Below are 15,235 nucleotides of genomic sequence, written 5' to 3' on the forward strand. Positions count from 1 at the left end.
GTAAGGCCGCCTAAGCTTACTCCCGGCCCGCTGCCCGCGGGAATAAATCCGGACCTTCCAATTCTGCCAGGCCTATTTGTTCCAATACCCACATGGATTCTTCATATGCGGCTCCATTATACCACATCATCCATTTATCCCCTGCCCGCAGGACAAAAGGCTTATACACGGCTACCGAATCCCAGTCCCCCTCTGTGGGACATATGAGAGGATTGTCCGGATGTTTTTCCCAGCCCGTAATGCCGTCCGCCGATCTGGCCAGGCCTACCTGTGCCCTTTCTTCATGGAGATGGCCCACGTAGAACATATAGAACCACCCTTTCTGTTTGATCACACAGGGAGCCACCACCTTATGCTGTTCCCACAAACAGGATTTATCCCCGGCTAATACAGGGTTATTCTCATATTTTTCCCAATGGATACCGTCAGGGCTGCAGGCATAACCAATGGCGTCGGGTTCGTGGTTGCAGCCGGCGGCATACCACATTTTATAGAGCATATCCTCTTCGTCGAATAATACATGTGGACACATAATGGCCTGCAGCTCCCATGCCCGGTCCGGCTCCATCACCGGTTCCCTCCTGCGTTCCCAGTGGATTCCGTCAGAGCTGACTGCGAGGCCGATCACCGACCGACCGTCCTCCAGATAGGGCTTCATCTGCCCGGAATACCACATCCAATATTGTCCGTTATGATGAATCACGGTGGGTCGGTTGATTTCATCCGCTTCCCAGGAGGAACCCGGCACCGGGGCCAATACGACACACGGTTCTTCCCAATGGATGCCATCCGTACTTTCCGTATAACCGACAGCCCGTTTCGGACGCCAGGAAAACCACATTTTAAATACCGGTTCCCCTTCTTTTCCTTCTTCCAGCAAAAGAGAAACGTCAAAGCAGGTAGCATAGTCCCCGCCGAATACCGGGTTTTTCCCGTATTTTTTCCAGCCTCCGCCAGTTCCGTATTGATAGTATTTCCGGTTTTCCTCACAATCATAAAAGGCGATGCGCTCTGCGCTGCTCATTCCTTCCGGTGCTTTGCTATTCATATATATTTATCCTTTCTGTTATGAATTATATAATTCCTGACTATTTTACAGCGCCGATAAGTACGCCCTTTTCGAAATATTTCTGAATAAAGGGGTACAGGATCATGACAGGAAAGCAGGCTATGACAATCACGGCATATTTCATCTGCTCGTTCATCAGCACCGCATCCAGCCCCATTCCTGATGCCTGGACCTCACTGGTAATCAGTATACTCCGCAGATACAGCTGAATGGGCTTCCGCTTTTCATCGGACAGAAAAATCAGCGGCGCGAAATAGCTGTTCCAGTAACCCACACCATAAAACAGTATCAGCACGGAAATGATAGGTTTGGATAGGGGGAAAAAAATACGCGTCATTACCGTCCATTCTGATCCGCCGTCTATTTTTACAGCTTCCGCCATCTCCTCCGGAAGGGATTCAAAAAAGGAACGGGTTATAATCAGGTTATAGGCGCTGATAATATAGGGAAGAACAATGGCCCATCTGGTGTTGTATAAATGCATTTTCTGTACCAGGATATAAAGAGGTACCAGCCCTGTGCTGATAAACATCGTCAGCGTCATCAGCAGAGAAAGCTGTCTGCGCAGGAAAAAACGCTTTCTGGACAGAACAAAGGCTGTGGTTGCTGTCAGTGTTACGCTGGCAGACGCTCCCACCGCCGTATACCAGATGGTATTGGCAAAGGAACGCAGCACTGTGGCATTATCCAGAATCATGCGGTAGGCCTTCAGGGAAAACCCCTTCGGCAGAAAATACACATCTCTGGCCAGCACATGGGAAGGCTCACTGAAAGACATGCTCACCACATAAATGACCGGATATAAAGTAAAAATAATGATAAAAACAGTCGCTATCATAATCGGGATGTCCGATGGTATCAATCTTTCTTTTCTGTTCATGGTTAATCCTTCCTCCGCCGGATTTCAGTTTCTGTCTTTTCTCACATCCGTCTCGCAGCCTTTCTGCCTTTTCCATCAGAATATACTGGTTTCGGTGGTTTTTTTCGCCAGGAAATTGGCCCCCAGCAAAATCACTATATTGATTATAGAATTGGCCAGCCCCACGGCGGAAGCAAAGCTGTACTGGGCATTCAGAAGCCCTTTACGGTATACATAGGTGGAAAAAATGTCGGCAGTGGAATAGGTTGCCGAGTTATACATAAGGATTACCTTCTCATAACCAATGTTCAGCATATTTCCCATATTCAGGATCAGAAGAAGGATGATGGTGGGGGCGATAGATGGAAGGGTTATGTATATCAGTTTTTTCCACCGGCCCGCACCGTCAAGAGAGGCAGATTCATACATCTCCTGGTCTATTCCGGCGATAGCCGCCACATAGATAATAGAATTCCAGCCGAATTCCTGCCAGACACCGGAACCCACATACAGGGTGCGGAAGGCTTCCGGAAGGTTAAAATAATTTTTAGGCAGCACACCGAAACCGGCAAGCAGCTGTGTGAGCACACCGCCGTTGGATGACAGCAGATCTTTCAGGATTCCCACCACTACCACCACAGAAACAAAGTGGGGAAGATAAGCCGCCGTCTGGGCCACCCTGCGGATTCCGCTGTGCTTAAGTTCATTTAAGAGCAGGGCGAAGGCTATCGGTACGGGGAAGGACCACAGCAGCTGCTCAATGCTGAGCAAGAATGTATTTTTAACCAGACGTCCGAAGTAAACGGATTCCACCAATTCCCTGAAATGCTTCATCCCCGCCCAGGGGCTTCCCCATACTCCCCTGGATATGTTGTAATCTTTAAAAGCTATCAATATCCCATACATGGGGCCATAACAAAAGATGGCAAAATACAGCACGCCCGGAAGAACGATCAGCAAAAGCATCCAATCCCGCCTGCAGTTTTTCTGTAAGGTACGAAGCGCTTTCATATATCTTCCTCTCCGGAGGGCGCAAGGAAGCGCCCTCATTCTTTTTACTGTCCCACAATTTCCCGATATCTCTGGTACTGTGCGGATTTCATATCAATAATATCCTGCATTCCCATGCTGTTGGCTGTTTCCACATAGTTATCAAAGTTATCCAGTGACTGGGTCCCGATAACAAAGGCTGTGAACATTTCATCCAGATAAGTGGAAAGATCAGGCCATATACTGGTATAAATCTCGGATTCCTCCGCCGTTCCCAGCATTTCCGGGAAGGGATTCTCCATATTTCCATAGGCCTCTTTGCATGCGGTTTCCACCTTGGTTCCTTCAAATATTTTCATGAAGGCCTCGCCGGAATCGTTGATAAAATAAGTAGGCCATGCGCCGATACTTCTCAGCGCGGAAAAAGCGGAGGTATAGGTTTCATTATTGGTTATCAAATCGGTGAACCGGATTTCCCCGGATTCATCATATTCGTAGGACATGCCCTCAATCCCATAGTTGTAAAGCATCAGGCCGTCCTGGCTTGCATATACATAATCAATCCACCGGACTGCGGCTTCCGGGTTCTCGCAGGCGGAGGTAACCCCATAATAATGCCAGGTAAGGCCTCTTTTGGTCATACGGGCCGTGCCGTTTTCATCCGCCTGGATAACCGGCATGAATTCATAGTCACAGTCAGGGTTGCTTGTCCTTGCCAAATCATCGGAGGATGCCATGTTATCGGCAGGATCATGGCAGACAATCCCCACCTTGTCCTCCGTTATATTCTGGGTGAGAAGAGTGCCGTCCAGATCGTCGGATATCAGCCCTTCTGAATAGCATTTATTCAGGAATGCCAGCATTTCTTTATATGGCTGCTCTACGGCAGCATAATGCACGTTCCCGCTGTCATCGGTATACCATAAGGAGTTGGTGTCATAACCGAAACCTGTCATCAGGTAATACAGCTGTTTAATGCCGTTTTTAGTTGCCATGGGAATTTCATCCTTGGGATTTCCGTTTCCGTTGGCATCCTGCTCCTTGAAGGCTACCAGCACATCGTAAAGCTCATCTACCGTTTCCGGCATTTCCAGCCCCAGGTTATCCAGCCAGTCCTGTCTGATATAAAGGTAATCGGGAACATAATCATTAATATCCCCCCACCAGCCCGCCAGCGCATAGATATTTCCGTCAGAAGAGGTACACATGGCTTCCAGCGCCGGATATTTTTCAAATAATGCCTTTATGTTAGGGGCATATTCTTCAAGTAAATCATTCAGCGGAATCAGCACGCCATTGCTGGAATACGTATCCACACCCACATTAGAATCAAAGGGCGGTATTTCCACCATATCGGGCAGTCCCTCCATGGAGGCCAGTCTGGTCTGAAGGACGGTTTCCACATCGCTGCTGTACGTATCCCATTCAATATGAATACCGGTACGGTTTTCAATTTCCTTCTGAACTGCCGTTCCGTCATTGTAGCTGACACCGGCACACCAGGTATCATTTCCCATGTAAGTAAGTGTAACGGAACCAGGATCGCAGATAGGAAGCGTTAGCCCTCCTAAATCATATACGGTTCCTGTTGCATTGATTGCAATATTATCGGCCGGATCTGATTGTTCCTGTGCTCCTCCTTCCTCCGATACGGCTTCTGTTTTGTTTTCCGCCGGAACAGAATCCGCTGTTGAAGACGTGTTTCCGGAAGAGCTTCCGCAGCCTGCCAGCAGGGAACCGGCTAAAACTGCGGTAAGTAAGCATGACAGTAATTTCTTTTGCATAATGTAACTCCCTTTCCTGATTCGTTTTCCTATAAGCCCGGCCGGTCTTATATCGTGGTTGTGTTGCTGATTCAAGTATATGTTGTTTTTGTACAATTATAAAGAAACAAAATCAGCTTTCTTATGCATTATTCATGCCTGGAAAGCTGATTTTGTATGAAATCATTGATTTTGTTTTTTACTTTTCCAGTCCTGGCCGCACAGGCCGCCAGGGCACTACTTTTCCTTATCCGGCACAAATTGATCCGGATAGAGAACGCTTCCTTCGTATCCACAAACCCCCATTCTGGGCGAATTACAAACCATTAACTGCATGTCTTCCCCACATTCATGCGTTTCCTTACAGTCATCACATAAGAACCCCGTCCCCTCATATATACACTGTGTGCAAACAACAACAGCCGGTTTCTCATTGCACTCATCACACAGGATTTCCGGAGGATTATTCCTTGACAAAATGACCAGATTATCCTTTTTCCAATAGGACTCCCTATATTCCTGTACATTTATAACAAGCTCCGTGGTGGAACCAAAATCATACTCATAGTTAATGACCATACCCTTTTGCAGCACGGATTTCAGTTTATAATTCATGCTTTTGGCCGGTTTTCCCCAGAAGCTGTCCGAATCGGGGGCGATCTCGTAGCTGGTACCATATATCTCAAAGGCACTTAAATGCCCGCAGCATTCCAGCCATATATCCCTTAAAAAAGAATCAAGATCCTTTAAGGTGGCATTTTCACTTATTTCAATGATCAGCCAATAGGCTTTATCGTATTTCCCGGTAATGGCGAGTTCATAATACCCGCATCTTTTCGTACCTTTTTCAGCGGCAATCCCGGCCATACGCTCCTTACATCCCGCCAGATGCCTGATCATGTATGACTTCGTATATTCTTTCCCGCAATATTTACATTTGCCTTTTGTTTGTCCGCCCATATTCCTTCTCCTGCTTTTGTTATGATTTTATTCAATTCATCTATATCAAATAGCTCTTTATCTTTAGAATACTCCCGAATAATTTTATCAGCCTTTTATTTAAAACCTCCAATAATCCCCAAGCCATACCCCTAACATAAGGATATATCTTTCCATAGAAGACATTCTGAAAAAAGAAGCATAGTTATCCCGTTTTTCATATGCCGGCCCGGCTCCCCCTTTTTTACTATACAGTATTGACTGTTGAGGTTAAAACAGTCCTTTTTCCCGATATGTTCCGTTGCCTTAGAAATCCGTACTTCATTCGTTACCAAATAATCCAAAAAAATCTGATAATCCTTTTCCAGATTATCGGCTGCCTTTTGAATTTTTCCATCAATTATTCCTTCCTGTACGGAAATGATATATTTTCTTCAGCCGTTCCCATATTTCATAAGCCACCGGACATACTTCCACCGCTTCAAGGACACTATAAAGACTCTCCAGCCGATAGGGGTGGTCTGTGTAAGGATATTCACGACAATTATCCGGCCTGTTTTCTCCAAGCATGCATGTGCCATCCTCTTTCAGGAAGTCGCAGGGCATATGTTTCGTTTCGTAATCACCCGTAATTTCATTATGGATAAGAAAAAAATCAATAAACTGATCTTTGGTCAGTTTCAGGCCCTCTGCATCCCTATCCACATCCTCCCCGGGGATAGAACCATGATACATTTTACAGCAATTCCTGCATTTGCGGCAATCATACCCGCTAAATATTTCTTTATGCAGCTCAAGGAACTGCCTGTCCAATGTTTTCTCATTTGCATGGATTTTTAAATAAGTGCGGAAACGAATGTTTTCGTTCTCCTTACGTTTTGCATATTCTGCAACCTCTTCCGGCTTTATCATGATTTGTACCTCGTCTTTATCTTTATAATAGTGTATACACTTCGATATTAATGCTCTTATACAAACAAATCAATAGTAATCCTCATATTCTGCCATAAAATAAGAACGTTACGTTACCCTTTTACCATTCCGCAACAGGCCGAATGTACAGTACACGCAGATGTATATGTACGGCCTGTTGCAAACCGGTTTACCAACTGTGCACTCCCTGTATATGGAGAAAACGGGCCTTTTCATATATATAAGAATCCAGCGGACGCATATATGCATCGTACGTATGGGCCGCCACAAAAATATGCTCCGGGCTTACATATACAATTACCGGGCTGTGATAAAATCCGTCCGCGTTCCCCAACTGGACGATGTCCCCAGGCTGTGCTCCCGCTTCCTCCGTTTCCACCGCATACGGTCCCACAGACTTGTTCCCCACAAGAAACTTATACAGATATTCCACTCCGGTCCAGCTTGGTGTTCTGTCCCATCCGCTGTTATAGTACCAGCCGGTTGTGGGGGTATAATTCATCACTCCGCTTCCCGCATAGATACATTGTGATGCAAAATTCGTACAATCCCCTCCCATATTTTCAAAATCCAGATATCTTGGATTTCTGGATAATGCCCATTGCTTTGCATAAAGCAATGCATCCTTCCTGCGATAACCTGTTTCCTTCAGCATATTCCGCCGCCTGCCATTTACCCATTTGCTATTTATAATATGGCGGTATCCTGCCATATGTCCATACCCGTCATAAAAATTCCGTTATCTGCAGCGGTATGTATATTTCATTCTCATTCTTTATCACCTCACCGGTTACTATCGCCTGAAAGCTTAACGGGAAGGAATCCTCCGCATTCCGGACTGTATATTGAAACGGATACCTATGCAGGCTGTCCTGCACCCTGTTTTTCTAATTGGTTCCGTTCCGTCCGGATCCTCTCCAGATTTTCTTCCACAGGCCTTCCCCCATCCAGGACAAGCTGGGGGCATCCCAAAAGCTTCTGCCATTGATCATGCAGCGCTTTGGATCGGATGTCCACATCACCGGTATCGTATGCGGCGGACCATTCAAGGAAGTCCTGATGCTGTTTGTACATGTCACCTCCCGGAAGGATCCGATCCCCGAACCGTTCTGCTTCCCTGGCTTTGATTCGGGCAATTCTTATTTGTGTATCCGTTACCAGCCGTACAGCCAGATCAAATCCGGAAATGAGAGGATCGCCCCAGCCTGTGAGAGAACCGGAAATCACCACCTTTTTGTGTTGTGCTATATCCTGTTCCATCAAATGCAGCCTTTCCTCTTTTTCTCTTGTTTGGGTGAACCGGGGATTTGTGGGAAGCCACAAATAATCATCGGTATCCATATAATAGTAACCTGATTCCCGGCAGACGGCGCCGCCCAGGGTGGAGGTACCGGATCCTGACGCACCGTATATGTGAATGACATTTATCTGCATGGTTATCCTCCTCTCCTTTTATGTGACAATTATAGCAGATCCGCAGAACGGAATCATCCCCGGAATATCCATCCTATACCCCTTGCTTTTTCCGGTACTCCATAAACAGCTTCCAGTCATCCCTTCCCATATAATGAGTTCCGGGACGGAGATGGAAACCGACATGGCCTTCATGGAATACATCACCCATGGACGGAAGACGATCCGCCACAAGCCCTTGCTGCCCCAGCATTTCATAGACAGGCGTCACTGCCTGACCGGTCAGGAATTCCGACAAAGGATCCGCCCATTCATCCTCTACAGCCCCGGCTAAATACAGATGCCTGGGCGCAGCAAGAGCCGCCGTAAAATGCTGGTCAAAAGGAAGTTCCTCCTCCCTGTCCTGCCACTTTTTAAAGTTGCCGCAGAACCAGTAAGGGAAATTCCGGCACAAATCCGCCACATTTTCCCCTTCTTTTCCCCGGAAAAGAGCGGCTCCTCCGGCTCCGGATTCACAGGCTATGACAAGGGAAAAACGATCGTCCATCGCTCCGCACAGCAGCGCAGCCTTCCCCAGGCGGGAATGGCCCACTACTGCAGCGCGCCCCGCATCAAGCATTTTCTCCTGAACCAGATAATCCATGATACGGCTCAGTCCCCAGGCCCATACACCCAGCTTCCCCCAACTGTCATAGGCATTCCCCGGGAACAGGCTGCCGGGGCCGTTCTGAAAACCATCATTCTGATCCGGCGCAATATCCTGGTAAGATACCCTGGCAACCGCAAAACCGTTATCAGTGATTTCTTCCACGATTTCCGCGGATGACAGCGGGAAAAAGCTCAGGTACAGAAATACCGGCGGCTTTTCTATATTCTTGGGAACCGTCAGCTGGAAGGGATAGGAAACATATCCCCTGCCGGAACGAATCCGCACATCCACCGTGCGCATACGGGCCTTTCCGCCGAAGGCATTTTCCTCTTCCGATACGGTCTCCCATTCTGTTTCCCAGCCGGATTCCGGTATATATCCATAGCATTCTTTCTGCAGAATGCCCCGGATTTCCTTCCGGCGGGTTTCCCACAGCTGCGGGGTGTCCACAGGCGTGTTGTCTGAAAGGCGCAGCAGTTCCGGAATACGGCGCTTTTCCAGTTCTTTTGTTATTGCTTCTTTTCCCATAACATTTCTCCATTTTATATAGATTTTTACGATTTCACCAGGAAGGTGTAATTCATTTTCAGATCTCCGGCTACTGTCGATCCTATCGTTTGTTCCAAAAAATTGAAGTATCCGTTTGTACCCATATTCTTTGTCCACGTTTCTATGGATTTCTCTATTCTCAGCAGACAAAGAACAGGCACCTGAAAGTAGGCGCGCAAATCAGAAGGTGAAGTAAAATCCCAGTACCCTGACGCAGCCGCTTTGACTTCATCATTTGTAAACGGATCAAAACTCATCAAAAGTCCTGTGACAAAAGCTTCATTTTCAGGTGTACGGTATCCGTTTAAATCATATTCCGTATCTGTCAGATATCCGTCTATCAGCAGCAGGCATACATGGATTGCTTCAATTGCCACTCTTCCGTTTCTTTTCTCGTTTTCCCGGTGCATCTTAAGCAGGTTCCCTTCCATGGGGGCAAAAATCATGTTATATTCGTCTTCTTTTCCCTCTTCGATTTTTCCGAATTCTTTGGCCATCATATTGGAAATCTTATCAAATTTGTATCGGTTTAATTGTTTTTTCATGTGTCGTCTCCTTTTTCTCTCTTTTCTTTCATTTTATTTCTCTGACCCATTGTATTTCAGCTTTATATATTCCGCCACATCATCGATTTCCGGGAACAGGGACGCTTTATTTACGGAAAACTGATCCAGCTCATGCAGCAGATTTTCCTTGTTTCCGACGATGAAAATCAGCTTTTTGCCTGATTCATTCCGATATCGGAGGCCGCGGAGGTTGTTTCCTTCCCCGTTTCCGTCTCCCAGGCCGCACAGGATGAAGGAGCCGTCCTGCTTGATGATTCTGCGGTTATTCCGCAGCGGCATAATAAAAACATGGCTGAGAAGATCCTTCTTTTTGATACGGGGCTCGAATCCGGGATTCTTTGATTTTACCTCCCCCGCCAGCTTTGCGGCAAGGCTTATATATTCCGGGTCTTCCTCTTCGGGTATTCCGTTGATACATGACTCATACAGTTTCGTCCGGAAGGAAGCGTCAAAAACCGGAAGGGCAGCCAGAATAGCCGCCGTATCGCTTTTGGCATATTTCATGGCGGCAATCTGCGTCTGCAGGACGATAACCTCCCCCACATCCCCGGGACTACTGCAGCAGGCGAAATACAGAGCTACCAGGGGATTTTCCGTGATGTCCAGCAGTCTGGTAGGCAGACCGTAATGCTGCATTTCCACCAGATAGTCCAGATGGGACTGGCACTGTGCAAAATCTGAGGCACAGCGTATGATCAGCTCCTGGTACATCCTGTTTTCATTCTCCTGCCAGCCGGGGCTTCTCTTGATGCTGGGGAGCAGGGCATAGGAGAGCCTGGAATGGCCTCGGAAGTAAAGGACACGGCCGGTATCCTGCTGTTTCATGAAGGAGATGTCTTTTACATAGCCGCTTACTGAATCGATTAATTCGAGTTCACAGCGTTCTGCATCGTAGATGATGTTGTTCTTTTCATGAAGGTCCATTTGCTTCGGGGCGGATTCTTCATTGATGTCGTTGTATTGTTCTTTCCATTCAGGTGCAAAACAGTTCAGAATGGCTATGAGGTATTCTTTCTTTTTTTCCCGCTTGGGAGTATTGGTGCTGGTGCAGGGAAGGAAGATCCAGTATACCAGGGCCTCTTCTTCGAGAGGAGACAGATTTCTGTCCTGGTTTCCGGCTATGGCTTCCAGATACTCCAGCGTGATTTCTATGTTTTCTGAGGTCATGCAGCTTTTGGCGTAGAGCTTATACAGGTTGGATCCCTGGCTGTTCAGGCGGGAGTAGTAGCTGCCTTTTCCCAGGGCCTTAAGTACATAGCTGCAGTCCACACAGCCTTCTTCCAAAAGCTTTTTTCCGAATATGTGGTAGAATGCGCGGGAAAGGCAGGGGAATGTGCGGGCGTAGATGGTTAGCCGGCGGGCATCGGAATGCAGAGATTCTTTGTATTTTTCCATGGTGGGGTGCCTCTTTGGTGTGGGGTGAATGGGGTAATCCAACAGCTTATCTTTTTAGTCTTGCAGGAATGGGAATTTAGCCTGTAAAAAGGCTTTGTATTCAGGCCTCTGTGTATGAATGAACTGTTCTTTGATTGTTTTTTCTATCCATTGCAGCTTTGATACTGAATTGTCTTCATATTTTTGGATAATTATTTTATGATCTCTGGCGGCGGTTAGTATTGCCTCGTATGCATCGGGGATGTATTCGCAGGAAACTGGAGGCATACTGTATTCGGAAGTATAAGCATAGGGTATGTCCTGCTGCTTTTTTATATCTGGGGATGGGGCTATGGTATAAATATAGCCGGATATGCCTTTGTAGGTTTCTTCTGCTGCGTTGGGATAGTATTCTTCAAGACGCAGGATACCCTCCCCGGTAAATCCGTAGCTGGCCCACTTGTGATAGGGGCCTTCGGGGAATTTCCCGGAACGTTTGCCATAGAGTTCTATGGCGTTTGATAGGTATGGGAGGGTGTTTTCCCGTTTTGCGGAGAGGTATAGCAGCGGGGAGCCGTGGTTGGAAGTGTGTGGGGTTAATATATTGAGAGCTTTTATGGGAGATGCATGGTAGTACATGGGGTGGCCTCCGTTATGTATGACAGGGAATACTTCGTATAATGCTCCAGGAACTTCACAGCTATTTGAATAAATGTTATTGCATATAACAAGCAATAATATTTATCCTTAACTATATTTATTTCCACCTATAACTGCAAGTTTTTTCTTTCTTAGTTTTCTCTCACATGCATAAAGATAAATATAATATTCTTTTTTCTCATTAAAATCATATTCATATTCATTTTTTTTCTTTTTCAAGCTTATGTCCCTCTTCATACCTCCGACGATAATAATTCATCGTTCTATAGTCTATTATGTCCTTCATATGGTCCACAAAAGCCGGCTCGTCTATCACGTCCTTCAAATCATCCCTCAGTGCCAGCATAAAGCCTTCCTTATTAACCAAAAAGCCACTCTTGGATCCCCCCAGATAATAAATCGGATTTTTCCTCGCATCGCTGAGATATCTCTCTCTTTTCCAGTTTCTGAACCCCTTTGTTCCTTTATCCCGATCCATATCCCTCCAGTTTCCGTCTCTTTCATAAAAAGACCTGTAATTGAGATATACATCCTCTTCCGTAATTCCCATTTTAACCTGTCCGTCATTGAAAAATGCCAAAAGTATAGGCATCTTATAAGATTTAGACATTGAAGTTGTTTCCAATTCATGCAGAAATTCTTTTCCCGTTCCCTGGAAAAGCTTCCATTCCTTATCGGTCAGCTGGTCTAAATCACCTAAAAAATCAAGATAATGATTAAATGGATTTTCATTTGGGGTTTTCATACATAATTGATATATTTCCTCATCCATATAAGTAAAAAGATCCATACGCGTAGGAACCTTTCCTCCAAGCAATTCCTTAATACGAAAATATTCCCCTTGAATACGCTCCCTGCGTGTTTCCTTTCTGCATGCCATTTCTTTAAAGAGGTCAATCAGCCTCATGTCAAAATCAACAACGCAGTCCAAAGGAAAATCAAAGTCTTTTTGTTCCTTTTTCTCCGCAGCTTCCCTGGAATATGGTTCTCCGCTCAGAAGAAAAGGAGCATTTCCCGCCTTCTCATAATTCCCAATAAAATCAAGAACCGTCAGATACTCTTTATCAGCCGCTTTCCGCAGCCCCCTGCCCAGCTGCTGAAGAAAAACTACAGGGGATTCCGTAGGGCGGAGGAACATGACCATATCCAGTGAAGGAATATCCACACCTTCGTTAAACATATCCACTGAAAAAATAACACTAATTTCTCCTTTTTCCAGCTTCTCTATTGCAGCGGTTCTATCCTCTGAAAAGTTCCCGTCCGAATCACTGTATACCGCACAGGCCGGTATATTCCTGGCGCAAAATTCCTCTGCCATTTTTTCTGCATGCGCCCTGGAACAGCAAAAGCCCAGAGCACGCCGTGAACCATATTTTTTATAATTCTTATATATCAGATCACATCTTTCTTTAACAATCAGCTTGATATCCAGATCCTTCTGAAGGTATTTTCCCCTGACGACAGGAAGCCCGGAATAATCCACTCCATCATAGATTCCATAATAACGAAACGGCACCAGCATTCCTTTATTGATAGCATCCTTCAAGGTGATTTTAAAAGGGACATTGTAATCACATATCTCATAAATATTCCGTCCGTCCATTCTGTCCGGGGTCGCTGTAAGTCCTAATAGAAACTGATACTTAAAATAACTGATTATTTTCATATAGTTGTCATTTACCGCATGATGAAACTCATCAACCACGATATAATCAAAATAATCCTGTGGGAAAATTTTTTCATTCAAGTATTCATCTTTTCCAAGACTGCTTACCGATGCGAAGATAATCGGCCTATCCGTATCTTTCCGAGCCTTATTAAAAAATCCCTGTTCATCCTGAGGGCGGATCCTTCTGAAGCTCTCAGAGGCCTGTTTCAGAATTTCTTCTCTATGGGCTACAAACAGTACTTTATTAAATCCAACCGAATCAAATGCGGCAAGATAGGTTTTACCGATACCTGTCGCCGCATGAATCAAAGCTTTTTGGTCACCTTCCTCACGGCTTTTCTTTAACGCATACAGCGCATCTATCTGAGCATCCCGGGGAAATACAGGCATCAGTTGTGTCTGCTCCTCCGACATATTATTCTGATACCGTTCCATATCTTTCTGCAAGGCCGGACGCTTCCAGCTCTTTGTATACTCTTCCAATACCTCATCCGTTACCTCAACGGAACGGCAGCCAAAAAGATCCTCAAACTCCTGATAAAACCTGTTATAATTTTCTTCATCCTTCTTTCTGGTGAAACGATAGTTCCATTCAATACCTCTCGTAAGAGCACTGCGGGATATATTGGATGAACCCACATAAATTTCACTGTCATCCGCATAATGGAATATGTATGCTTTCGGATGAAAAGAACGGTTCTTTTCCCGATAGAGATGAATGCAGATTCTGTCATCAAGCTCGTATTTAAGAAGGGTAAGGGCGCTTGGCTGCGTAATGCCCAGGTAATTTCCTGTCAGAAGACGGATTTTAACACCTCTGTCCAGCGCGGATTTCAGAGCAGGCAACAAAAGCCGAACGCCTGATTCCATCAGAAAAGATACGATGATATCAATGCTTTCAGCACTGTTTATACTCATTTCCAGATAGGTCAGCAGATGGTTGCCCGGTATGTCACCGCCCATACTGGCTCCGCACGCCGAACCTTCCATCCATGTATTATCCTTAGATGCGCTTACTAAATGCAGCTTTTCTTTACAAGAATTATATTCATCCATTTTTCTTCATCTCTTCCCGGACGTATATCTGTACTAATCCATTTTTCCTTCAGTTCTAATACATTTGTTTCCTGCAATATTTTCTGGAGTCTGCTTTCTGTCAGGTCAATAAAATACCTGCCATTTCTCATCCCTTCAAAATCCCCGTATTTAAAGGATGCATACAGGATACCTTCTTTTTTTAATGCACGGGCAAGCTTTTTCAGGATATCTTTGAGTTCATAATTGGTAGAATGGAGAATGGAGGAGCATGCCCAGATGCCGTCGTATTCTTCTGCGGCATTCAGTTCCTGGAAAAGCATTTGTTTTACAGGGACTCCTGTGTATTCAGATGCAATTCGGCATAATTCTCCGGAACCGTCGATGGCATCTGTATGATATCCGTGATCCAGGAAATATTTCGTGTCTCTTCCGGAACCGCAGCCGAAATCAAGGATATGTGCCTGTGGAGGTAAAAAGGAGAGGAATTTGTTTTGTATGGGAGCAAAATCCAGGGACTGCGTGGAGCTGCTGAACCGGTGGGCGTTCTGATTGTAGTAGTCCAGGGTTTGGGAAGCATATTTATCATTCATTTTTTCGGTCCCTTTCCACAATTAAGAGAACTACCAGGTCAAATTGAAATATCTTTTTTACGCTCCAAATAAGAATTTCATAGCAATTTATGAATTCACCTCTCAAGATATTTTTTTAACTGCTTTAGTTGCTTTTCCGTCATTTTTTCAGCATAATGCATTCCGTTATATATA

The 15,235-nt window shown here is 45.5% G+C and carries 15 protein-coding genes; all 15 read right to left on the minus strand.

Going from position 1 to position 15,235, the window contains the following annotated elements; translation table 11 throughout:
* Nucleotides 1–16 precede the first annotated feature (16 nt).
* A complete protein-coding gene (locus DXA36_RS20630; RefSeq protein WP_118681337.1) occupies nt 17–1,048 on the minus strand; it encodes a family 43 glycosylhydrolase in 1,032 nt (343 codons plus the stop codon).
* Between the two features lie 40 nt (nt 1,049–1,088).
* A complete protein-coding gene (locus DXA36_RS20635; protein ID WP_118681338.1) occupies nt 1,089–1,949 on the minus strand; it encodes a carbohydrate ABC transporter permease in 861 nt (286 codons plus the stop codon).
* 75 nt (nt 1,950–2,024) lie between these two features.
* A complete protein-coding gene (locus DXA36_RS20640; protein ID WP_118681339.1) occupies nt 2,025–2,939 on the minus strand; it encodes an ABC transporter permease in 915 nt (304 codons plus the stop codon).
* 44 nt (nt 2,940–2,983) lie between these two features.
* Nucleotides 2,984–4,702 (minus strand): extracellular solute-binding protein, encoded by a 1,719-nt coding sequence (locus tag DXA36_RS20645; protein ID WP_118681340.1) that lies wholly within the window; start codon nt 4,700–4,702, stop codon nt 2,984–2,986.
* A gap of 216 nt (nt 4,703–4,918) precedes the next feature.
* Entirely contained in the window at nt 4,919–5,641 is a 723-nt protein-coding gene (locus DXA36_RS20650; RefSeq protein ID WP_118681341.1) for an IS1096 element passenger TnpR family protein, read from the minus strand.
* Between the two features lie 375 nt (nt 5,642–6,016).
* Entirely contained in the window at nt 6,017–6,532 is a 516-nt protein-coding gene (locus DXA36_RS20660; RefSeq protein WP_118681343.1) for a YkgJ family cysteine cluster protein, read from the minus strand.
* A 190-nt stretch (nt 6,533–6,722) separates the two neighbouring features.
* A complete protein-coding gene (locus DXA36_RS20665) occupies nt 6,723–7,205 on the minus strand; it encodes an amidase domain-containing protein (protein WP_182479193.1) in 483 nt (160 codons plus the stop codon).
* 206 nt (nt 7,206–7,411) lie between these two features.
* The gene (locus DXA36_RS20670; protein WP_118681344.1) at nt 7,412–7,987 is read right to left on the minus strand and encodes a shikimate kinase; all 576 of its coding nucleotides are present in this window, start codon (nt 7,985–7,987) and stop codon (nt 7,412–7,414) included.
* A gap of 73 nt (nt 7,988–8,060) precedes the next feature.
* Nucleotides 8,061–9,143 (minus strand): alpha/beta hydrolase family protein, encoded by a 1,083-nt coding sequence (locus DXA36_RS20675; RefSeq protein ID WP_118681345.1) that lies wholly within the window; start codon nt 9,141–9,143, stop codon nt 8,061–8,063.
* A 26-nt stretch (nt 9,144–9,169) separates the two neighbouring features.
* Entirely contained in the window at nt 9,170–9,709 is a 540-nt protein-coding gene (locus DXA36_RS20680) for a hypothetical protein (protein ID WP_118681346.1), read from the minus strand.
* Between the two features lie 33 nt (nt 9,710–9,742).
* On the minus strand, nt 9,743–11,125 hold the full coding sequence (locus DXA36_RS20685; protein ID WP_118681347.1) for an FRG domain-containing protein: 1,383 nt from the start codon (nt 11,123–11,125) through the stop codon (nt 9,743–9,745).
* A 54-nt stretch (nt 11,126–11,179) separates the two neighbouring features.
* Nucleotides 11,180–11,743 (minus strand): hypothetical protein, encoded by a 564-nt coding sequence (locus DXA36_RS20690; RefSeq protein ID WP_118681348.1) that lies wholly within the window; start codon nt 11,741–11,743, stop codon nt 11,180–11,182.
* A gap of 108 nt (nt 11,744–11,851) precedes the next feature.
* Entirely contained in the window at nt 11,852–11,983 is a 132-nt protein-coding gene (locus DXA36_RS33880) for a hypothetical protein (RefSeq protein WP_279221557.1), read from the minus strand.
* Nucleotides 11,964–14,489, minus strand: a complete 2,526-nt coding sequence (locus DXA36_RS20695; RefSeq protein WP_118681349.1) for a DEAD/DEAH box helicase family protein — start codon at nt 14,487–14,489, stop codon at nt 11,964–11,966. Before DXA36_RS20695 ends, DXA36_RS33880 begins: the two co-directional genes overlap by 20 nt.
* Nucleotides 14,450–15,061 carry a class I SAM-dependent methyltransferase gene (locus DXA36_RS20700; RefSeq protein ID WP_118681350.1) on the minus strand — a complete coding sequence of 204 codons (612 nt, stop codon included), beginning with the start codon at nt 15,059–15,061 and terminating at the stop codon, nt 14,450–14,452. The genes DXA36_RS20695 and DXA36_RS20700 overlap by 40 nt, the downstream gene beginning before the upstream one ends.
* Nucleotides 15,062–15,235 lie beyond the last annotated feature (174 nt).

It is taken from the genome of Eisenbergiella sp. OF01-20 (assembly GCF_003478085.1).
In the GTDB taxonomy this organism is placed as follows: Bacteria; Bacillota; Clostridia; order Lachnospirales; family Lachnospiraceae; genus Eisenbergiella.